The organism is Psychrobacter sp. bablab_jr014 (assembly GCF_016464015.1).
In the GTDB taxonomy this organism is placed as follows: Bacteria; Pseudomonadota; Gammaproteobacteria; order Pseudomonadales; family Moraxellaceae; genus Psychrobacter.
This window is the reverse complement of the sequence record NZ_JACDXT010000048.1, coordinates 117,140-125,631: the sequence shown is the minus strand read 5'-3', so window position 1 is coordinate 125,631 and position 8,492 is coordinate 117,140. Positions and strand designations below refer to the sequence as shown.

General features: G+C 47.2%; 9 protein-coding genes. 2 read left to right on the top strand and 7 right to left on the bottom strand.

Features of this window, described 5'->3' with window-relative positions:
- Positions 1 to 193 (top strand): hypothetical protein (locus JIE71_RS12385; protein WP_206768269.1); only part of this gene is annotated, 193 nt, incomplete at its 5' end.
- A 13-nt stretch (positions 194 to 206) separates the two neighbouring features.
- Positions 207 to 1,034: a 4-hydroxy-tetrahydrodipicolinate reductase gene (gene dapB / locus JIE71_RS10910; protein ID WP_199508741.1), complete on the top strand. Its 828-nt coding sequence runs from the start codon at positions 207 to 209 to the stop codon at positions 1,032 to 1,034.
- 90 nt (positions 1,035 to 1,124) lie between these two features.
- On the opposite strand, the gene JIE71_RS10905 is transcribed toward dapB, so the two are convergent.
- From JIE71_RS10905 to gshA, 7 genes are all read right to left on the bottom strand, one after another.
- Complete coding sequence (locus JIE71_RS10905) at positions 1,125 to 2,300, bottom strand: type III PLP-dependent enzyme (RefSeq protein ID WP_199508740.1); 1,176 nt, start codon at positions 2,298 to 2,300, stop codon at positions 1,125 to 1,127.
- A 104-nt stretch (positions 2,301 to 2,404) separates the two neighbouring features.
- On the bottom strand, positions 2,405 to 2,935 hold the full coding sequence (gene def / locus JIE71_RS10900; protein ID WP_199508739.1) for a peptide deformylase: 531 nt from the start codon (positions 2,933 to 2,935) through the stop codon (positions 2,405 to 2,407).
- 169 nt (positions 2,936 to 3,104) lie between these two features.
- Complete coding sequence (locus JIE71_RS10895; protein ID WP_199508746.1) at positions 3,105 to 3,359, bottom strand: GlsB/YeaQ/YmgE family stress response membrane protein; 255 nt, start codon at positions 3,357 to 3,359, stop codon at positions 3,105 to 3,107.
- A 301-nt stretch (positions 3,360 to 3,660) separates the two neighbouring features.
- Positions 3,661 to 5,130 carry a UDP-N-acetylmuramate:L-alanyl-gamma-D-glutamyl-meso-diaminopimelate ligase gene (gene mpl / locus JIE71_RS10890; protein ID WP_199508738.1) on the bottom strand — a complete coding sequence of 490 codons (1,470 nt, stop codon included), beginning with the start codon at positions 5,128 to 5,130 and terminating at the stop codon, positions 3,661 to 3,663.
- A 158-nt stretch (positions 5,131 to 5,288) separates the two neighbouring features.
- A complete protein-coding gene (locus JIE71_RS10885; protein ID WP_199508737.1) occupies positions 5,289 to 5,921 on the bottom strand; it encodes a copper resistance protein NlpE N-terminal domain-containing protein in 633 nt (210 codons plus the stop codon).
- Between the two features lie 372 nt (positions 5,922 to 6,293).
- Positions 6,294 to 6,809: a disulfide bond formation protein B gene (locus JIE71_RS10880; RefSeq protein WP_199508736.1), complete on the bottom strand. Its 516-nt coding sequence runs from the start codon at positions 6,807 to 6,809 to the stop codon at positions 6,294 to 6,296.
- 53 nt (positions 6,810 to 6,862) lie between these two features.
- Positions 6,863 to 8,431, bottom strand: coding sequence for a glutamate--cysteine ligase (gene gshA, locus JIE71_RS10875; protein WP_199508735.1), 1,569 nt, complete (start codon positions 8,429 to 8,431; stop codon positions 6,863 to 6,865).
- Positions 8,432 to 8,492: the final 61 nt, after the last annotated feature.

Sequence of the window (8,492 nt, the reverse complement as noted above, 5' to 3'; positions counted from 1 at the left end):
GCCAATAGTTTCACGTGAAACTATTGGCTTTTTTATGAGTATTGTTTTTAAATTGGGTTTTGGTTTTATCAAAACAAAGTACTACGCACAACGCGGCAGCTCAGTATATCTATCAATTCATGCTATGATATTTGCATTTGGCAGCGTCGTCATAAGGCGCGCCGTTCTTATTTTCTTCTGTTTATTATCATGAGTAAGGGTAAATTATGAGCGAACAAACCACCGCCACTCCCATCCGTGTCGGCGTCATCGGTGCAGGCGGACGTATGGGACGCATGCTGATTGAGGCGACCACGCAAAACCCAAACACCACATTAAAGGCAGCGATTGAGCGCCAAGGCTCAAGCCTTGTGGGTGCGGACGCAGGTGAAGTGGTCGGCGTGGGTGTGTTGGATGTGCAGATTGTCGATGATTTACCTGCCGTGATTGATAGCATTGATGTTCTGATTGACTTTAGCTTGCCTGATGCCACTGAGCAAAACTTGCGCATCTGCGCGGAACACAACACCGCCATGGTCATCGGCACCACGGGCTTTAATGACGCGCAAAAAGCCGAGCTTGCCAAAGCCAGCGAGCGTATTGCCATCGTCTATGCGGGCAACTATTCGACAGGTGTGAATGTATCGTTAAAACTGCTAGAAATGGCCGCTAAAGCCTTTGGCAAAGACGCGGATGTAGAGATTATCGAAGCGCACCATAAGCACAAAATCGACGCGCCATCAGGCACGGCATATATGATGGCAGAAGCGGTCGCCAAAGCGCGCGGACAAAACCTCGATGAGGTCGCTATCTATGGACGCGAAGGGCAGACAGGCACACGCGAAGGTGGCACGATTGGCATCCATGCGATACGCGGCGGCGAGATTGTCGGCGACCATAAAGTGATGTTTATCGCGGATGGCGAGATGGTCGAGATTACCCATCACGCGCGCGAGCGTATGACCTTTGCCGCAGGCGCCGTACGCGCCAGCACGTGGATTGTGCAGCAGGCGGCGGGGCAGTACGACATGCAGGATGTATTGGGATTGAGCTGATACGCTTAACAAGCAATAGAACAATGCAAGATACAAAAAAACGCGCCCATCACGAGCGCGTTTTTTATGAGTCATGAATCTTATTGGTAATTAGTCAATATAAATCACTTCGAGCGGCGGAAAGCCGTTAAACTCAACAGACGAGTACGAGTTGGTGTATGCGCCTGTGGTCAGCCAGTAGATTTTATCACCAATCTCCAGCTCTTCAGGCAACTGATAGCCCGCTTCTTCGTACATAATATCAGTCGAATCACAGGTCGGACCTGCAAGCACGACCGTGCCTTCATTGGTTGAGGTTTCCATTTTTGGCGTATACACAGGGTATTTAATCGCCTCGCCTAGAGTCTCAATCAAACCTTGGAACAGACCCACATCGGTATATACCCAGCGCGTCAAATCGGTGGTTGATTTACGCGAGATGAGTACCACGTCACTGACCAATACGCCTGAGCTACCGACCATGGAGCGACCTGGCTCAAGGATAATCTCTGGCATGTCTTCTTCACTAAAGTCATCGCTCAGATAGCGCTTAATCTCTTGGGCATAGACCTGAATTGGGTTAACTTCGCTGATGTAGTTGGTCGGGAAGCCGCCGCCCAAGTTAATCATCTGTAGCTTGATGTCTTCTTCGTTTTTCATCCAGTCAAACATGTATTTGACTTTAGCAAGTGCATCATCCCATGATGCCACATCTTTTTGCTGGCTGCCCACGTGGAACGAGATACCATAAGGCACCAGTCCCAAATCACGTGCTTGAGTTAATAGGTCGATGGCCATATCTGGGTGGCAGCCGAACTTACGTGACAGTGGCCATTCTGCCGTTTCTGAACCTTGTACCAAGATACGCACGAATACCTTTGAGCCAGGCGCGTGCTTAGCGATGTTCTTTAAGTCCGCTTCTGAATCGGTTGCGTACAGACGGATGCCTTTGTCATAAGCGTATTTCACGTGCTCGGCTTTTTTGATGGTGTTGCCATACGAGATGCGATCGCCGTCAACGCCGCAATCGAGCACACGATCTAGCTCGTAGATAGACGCGCAGTCAAAGTTTGAACCAAGGCTGGCTAATAGCTCAATGACCTCAACCGCTGGGCTCGCTTTCATTGCATAATGAATTTTAGCAGCAGGAAACAGTTGCTCCATTTCATGGAACTTGGCTTTAATACGGCTCAAATCCACCACCAAAAAAGGCGTTTCACGACCTTCTGCGGCTTTAGTAAATTTCTGCCAGCTGGCGTTATCAAAGTACTGATCGATTTTTATCATGGTAAATTACCTTTATTCATACATAGCAACATGTCTATCTACTAGGCGCAGAATGCTTAACACGCTGACCCACCGAATATACATAACATTTGGCTAAAACAAAATCAACGCTTCACAGGTTGCGGCTGTTTTCCGCGGGCTTTAATCACTTTGCGTACTTTGTCACGAGCGCGCGTTTGCTTTAAGCGCGACAGATAATCCACAAAAATGACCCCATTTAAGTGATCCATTTCGTGCTGAATGCACACCGCGAGCAGTCCTTCGACTTCTTTATCAATTTTTTGACCGTCGGCATCGAGTGCTTCGATACGCACTTTGGTGGGACGCTCAACTTTGTCATAGACGTCAGGCACCGACAGACAGCCTTCTTCGTACGGCTTTTTGTCTTCGATGAGCGGCGTCACTTTCGGGTTAATAAAAACCATCGGCTCATTTTTGTCTTCAGACAAATCCATCACAATCAACTGAATGTGTCTATCAACCTGCGTCGCTGCCAAACCAATACCCTGCGCGTCATACATGGTCTCGAACATATCATCAATCAGAACGCGAATCTCGTCATTAACGTCTTTGACAGGCTCAGCAATGGTACGTAGGCGGGGATCGGGATAGCTTAAAATCGGGAGTAATGCCATATTTGGCGCACCTCAACAGTATGAATAAAATGGACGGCTTATTATAAAATAAATAAGGGGAAATGTAATGACAATCAAGGGGTAACGCATCATTTGTCACAGAAAAAACCCTGCGCGAGGCAGGGTCAATGGTATCAATCATCATGCATCAAAGAGTTAAAAATGCCAATTACACATGACGTTTTTTCATAATAAACTCATAAGCAAACAGCAGGATAATCGCGCCAATGACGGAGAATACCAGACCAATAAAGCCGCCATCTGCGTTAATGCCCAACAAGCTTGCGATAAAGCCACCAACCAATGCGCCGACGATACCTAAGACGATGGTCATAATCCAGCCCATAGGGTCGCTACCAGGTTTAATCGCCCGTGCTAATAGACCTGCTACCAATCCTACAATAATCATCCAAATAAAGCTCATCATATCAGCCTCCTAAAATCGTTGTTACCAACGGTTATCATTCATGGCGTTCATCGCCTTTTTTTTATGCTAAAAGTGTAACTTGATGTGTTATCTTCTAAGTTGATGATTTTATTGTAGTCAGCTTGGTTTTTTATTGATAATGCCAAAATGTTATCTGTGTAGCAGCTGTGTGAGATTAGGCAGTGATTTGCTATCGAGCAGGTAGGTTCGGTAAACAAGTAATGGTAAAATGCAAAAAACGCCACAAAAACTTGCAGCGTTCGTTAGCTTGAAGATTAGAAATTCAAAAAACAGTACGTTAAGACTGCATATTTGCTTTGGTATATTTATCAGACAAAGCGCTTAATAAACGCTGATGAATGCCATCAAAGCCGCCATTTGACATGATAACCACCGCATCACCTGCCTGTGCATGTGTGCATAAATAATCAATAATCGCCTCAGTACTGGTGAGGACGTCTTGCTTATTGTCCACTTGCGCGCCTTCAATCGCCTCGCGCAAACCCCACGCCAAGCCTTCAGGCTCATACCACAGCACGGCATCTGCAAGCGCGGCCGAATCAGCGAGGCCCGATTTATGAATGCCCATTTTCATGGTATTGCTGCGCGGCTCAATCACTGCCCATAGGCGTCTGCCTGCCAGTTTTTTCTTTGCACCATCTAAGGTGGTGGTAATGGCGGTCGGATGATGCGCAAAGTCATCATAGATTAAAATGTCATTCACCGAGCCAATATGCTCCATACGCCGCTTGATACCCGCAAAGGCAGATAGGGCAGCGCACGCGGTCGCAACAGGTACGCCCACATCATAGGCAGCAGCAATAGCCACAAGCGCATTATTCACATTGTGCTGACCGCTCATACCCCAATCAACGATGGCCTCCAAGTCATTTAAAACAGGCGCGTGTACGCTAAAACGACTGCCATCAGCCGCAAGCAGTGTCGCTTGCCAATCGCTGTCGGTATTGCCATCAATACTGGTGCGCCACACAGGTGTCCAAACGCCCAGTTGCAGCGTGTCCTCAAGGCTTTGGGTATGGCTTGGCATAATGATTTTGCCGCTGGCAGGTACCATGCGCAGCATATGATGAAACTGGGTTTGAATCGCCGCCAAATCAGCAAAAATATCAGCATGGTCAAATTCAAGGTTGTTTAAAATCGCCGTGCGTGGACGATAGTGAACGAACTTTGAGCGCTTATCAAAAAACGCGGAATCGTACTCATCGGCTTCAATTACAAAGTAGCCGCGTGTCTTTGCATCGCTATCATCATGATTATCGCTATCACTACCCAAGTGGCTGCTGTGCGCAAACACTTGCTGCAAGCGCGCATCATCGGTTGCGACGAGCGGCACACCACCGATTAAAAACCCTGCATCCATACCTGCATAGTGCAGTATCCACGCCAGCATGGTGGTGGTGGTGGTTTTACCGTGCGTGCCTGCAACCGCCAGCACATGACGCGACTGCAATACTTCTTCGGACAAAAACTGCGGCCCTGAGGTATAGCGCATACCTGCATCCAGCATATACTCAACCACAGGCATGCCGCGTTTCATGGCGTTGCCAACGACCACCAAATCAGGCGCAGGCTGCAAATGCTCGACCAAGTAGCCCTCTTCAATCGTCACGCCTGCACGCTCAAGCTGGGTGGACATGGGTGGGTAGACATTGGCATCAGAGCCTGTCACGCGGTGACCAAGCTCACGCGCGAGCAGCGCCAGCGAGCCCATAAACGTCCCACAAATACCAAGAATATGAATATGCATAGCTGTCTTACACCATTAAAAAAACAAAGAATACCAATCCCTATACAGCAGCGCGCACGCCCATACACCAAAAATAAAATATGCTGGCGGTATCTGTTTGGGTGTTTGGTATTGTAAAGTAAAGAAAAGGCATTGACCATGAAAAACGGTCAGTAGGTTCACATACGTGATAGCGTATAGTCGTCATTGGGTCGGTCATCTGCATTGAGCTGCACTAAATAGTTGCCCTCAATATGATAGCTTTCCAAATCTTGATCGTCATAGACAATCGTAATGACATGCTCATCTTGACGATAGATGCCAGATTGAGTCACCGATTGTGGCTTGTCCCCTTGGTTTTGGTAGACACTGGTCTTGGCGACCGAGCCATCGGAGAATAAATTGAGTGTGACATCGACGCGCTCACAGTTACGGCAGGGTACTGTACCACCATAGTCACCGATTAAGGTTGCGCCAAGGCTATAGCTGCTTTCGGCGTTGTCTGTCTGATACTCATTCGGCAACGGTTCACGCTCATCAGATTGTGCCGAAGCGAGCAGTGGACGTCCTGCAATCTCATCAGCTTCATTGGCTGCCTCACTGATGGTTTGCTCACTAAAGGCTAAGGCTTCGCTTTGGGATTGAGCGACAGCTTCTCCATTTGCTGATTTAGACACTTGCGCACGGACTGGACTGCTGGCAGATTGGCTGTCGCATCCTGATAGCAGCAGACAAGCGCTAGAAAACAGAGCGAAACAAAAAACGCGGGTATGACCAGCACGGCAAACAGATAAAACGGTAACATGTATCATGATAGTACCAAAAATAAACTTATATGCTAGGCAGTCGCTACGACATAGTAAGGGATGTTGACCGCATCTATTACTACAAAATACCGTCTTAGTAAAACATCATGACCCCTATTCGACGTACTATAGAGGTAACGTACTAAACGATATTTTATGGCTTATAGAGCTTCTGATATGCAAGTTGCGTACCGAAATGGCATATCTATATTCAAAAAAAACGATGGGCATACGATAGCAAAGCACTTATCTTACAGTGTGGCCTTTTTGTTATTCTTTTTAAAAAAGTACCTATGAATGAACCTAAGCTAAAAAGTTGACATAAAAAAAGCTCAAAACAGGACGTTTTGAGCTTTTTTAATAGGCACGTGCTGAACGTTAAGCATGGGTTGGACGAAAGATACGCCATAAAATAACACCATGAACCGCAATCAACACCCCAAAGAAAATCAGAGACTGCTCAGGAATACTCATGCCCATAAAGGTCCAGTCAACGACCGCACATTCGCCAGAGCCTGCCAGCACTTGCTCAAGCACCTGTTTCATGGGCAAGACGTCCAGCCAGTAATCTAGCCCTGGGCCACATGAGGGTACTTGGTCAGGCGGTAGATGCTGTAGCCACACATGACGCGCTGCGACACCTGTTGACCAAGCAATACCTGCAAAACTACCCAGCCACAGTATCAGCTTGGCAATTTTGGAGTCTGGATTCCATAGCGCTGCTATCAGTGCAAAGCCGCCCATGACCATCAAACCAATACGCTGGAAAATACATAGCGGACAAGGTGTTAACCCCAAATGCCCCTGTAAGTAAAACAGCGCGAAACCCATACCCACTAGGGTCATCAAAACCAAAAAAAACTGTAAATAACGATATTGAGTCAATCGAGACATGGTAAAAACACTCACAAAACAGCGCAATCAAAAAAAATCGTAGACAGTCAATATCAACGGTACTGCTCTAAAAATACCTTAAAATCTGTATTGTCATCGAGCTCGATATCCGCCTGTTGAAAGACAGATTTTTCAGCCAGTACTTCGTATTTGGCTTGCGTGTTGGGACTGAGCGTCTGCGCAAGGACTTGCGTTTGATGCTGCTTGGCTAGGCTGATACCTAACTGCCATAAACTGCCCAAACGTGCACTATCAGACAATACTTGAGCTGAAATCGTTGACTCACTGTGACCTGCTTTGCCCTGCATCAAGGCGACAGCAGTACGATAATCATTGCCACCATGATGCGCGTCTAATAGCGCGGCAAGGGGCTGCATTTTACACAAGTGCTTGAGCATCCATGTTTCAAGCAAAACTTCTTTATCTTGTAATAAGATGGTCAGTCCTTTTTTGCGACCTTCGTTGACCACACGCTCAATATTGACACCCAATGCTTCTTCTTCATCAGGGAACAAGTCAGGCGAGTCGGTCAGCAGGCAGTACAAGGCCAATACTTCTAAAAAGCACGCACTCGATAAGCGAATGCCGACATCACTATAAGGGTCTAAATCAATCGCACGAAACTCAACATAAGCAATACCGCGACGTTCTAAGGCTTCAGTCGGCGTCTCTCCACGATCAGCAATTTGCTTGGGACGAATAGGACTGTAGTATTCATTTTCAATCTGCAAAATGTGATTGTTAATCTGAATCGGCGTGCCTGCTTCGTCATCAAGACCTAAGCGTACAAAACCCTCGTGCGGGGTGCGAATGGCACGGCGCAGACCGTCCACATATTCAGGCAAATGGTTGTAGCGAATGTCTAAGTGCTCTTGCACACTGTTGGTATAGCCAAGCTTACCCATGCGCAGGCTGGTGGCGGCAGGTTTATAGTACGTGGTGGCATCCATCTGCTCTAAGTCGTGCGTGCGCCCTGAAATAAAGCTGGCATTTACGCTTGGGCTAGCGCCCAGTAAATACAGTACCAGACTGGTCATACGCTTAAAGTTACGAATCAGTCCCAAGTACTTATCGTTTTTAAAGTCGGCATACGCTTGCGCTGAGTCACTCGCGGTGTGCCATGCCTCAAAAAAGTCATCGCCAAAAGATAAGTTGTAATGCAAGCCTGCGATGGTTTGCATGCGTCGACCATAACGGATACCCAGTCCACTACGGTATAGGGTTTTTAATTTACCCGTATTGGAGCTGCCATAATTGGCAAGTGGAATGTTATTGTCGTCGAGCGACAAACGGCATGGCATCGATAATGGCCACATCAGCTCATCATCAGGCAGTGCTTTATATACCAAAAGATGCAGTTCACGCAGCATGGTCAGTGCTGCTTTCGGTGTGGATTTTGGCTCCGTAATCAGCTCAAGCAAGCTCTCAGAATAGTCAGTGGTAATAAACGGATGAGTGAGTTTAGAGCCCAGTTTATAAGGATGTGGGGTTTGCGCCAATGTACCATCTGGCTTAACACGCAGCCCTTCTTTTTCAATACCGCGCAGCATACCCGCAAAATGGGCGCTCGTTAGCCAATGTGGAATCTCAAAATCGGCAAAATCATTTGCAAAGTCACTCATAATCGTCATCTGTTTTTATAGGTTATGGCAGAGCAAAATAAGAAAGGGCTGCTCTGAAAAA

Coding starts and splice junctions, on each gene's coding strand:
- def (WP_199508739.1), bottom strand. CDS start 2,935: ATGGCATTACTCCCGATTTTAAGCTATCCCGATCCCCGCCTACGTACC.
- gshA (WP_199508735.1), bottom strand. CDS start 8,431: ATGAGTGACTTTGCAAATGATTTTGCCGATTTTGAGATTCCACATTGG.
- JIE71_RS10895 (WP_199508746.1), bottom strand. CDS start 3,359: ATGAGCTTTATTTGGATGATTATTGTAGGATTGGTAGCAGGTCTATTA.
- JIE71_RS10880 (WP_199508736.1), bottom strand. CDS start 6,809: ATGTCTCGATTGACTCAATATCGTTATTTACAGTTTTTTTTGGTTTTG.
- JIE71_RS10885 (WP_199508737.1), bottom strand. CDS start 5,921: ATGATACATGTTACCGTTTTATCTGTTTGCCGTGCTGGTCATACCCGC.
- JIE71_RS10905 (WP_199508740.1), bottom strand. CDS start 2,300: ATGATAAAAATCGATCAGTACTTTGATAACGCCAGCTGGCAGAAATTT.
- dapB (WP_199508741.1), top strand. CDS start 207: ATGAGCGAACAAACCACCGCCACTCCCATCCGTGTCGGCGTCATCGGT.
- mpl (WP_199508738.1), bottom strand. CDS start 5,130: ATGCATATTCATATTCTTGGTATTTGTGGGACGTTTATGGGCTCGCTG.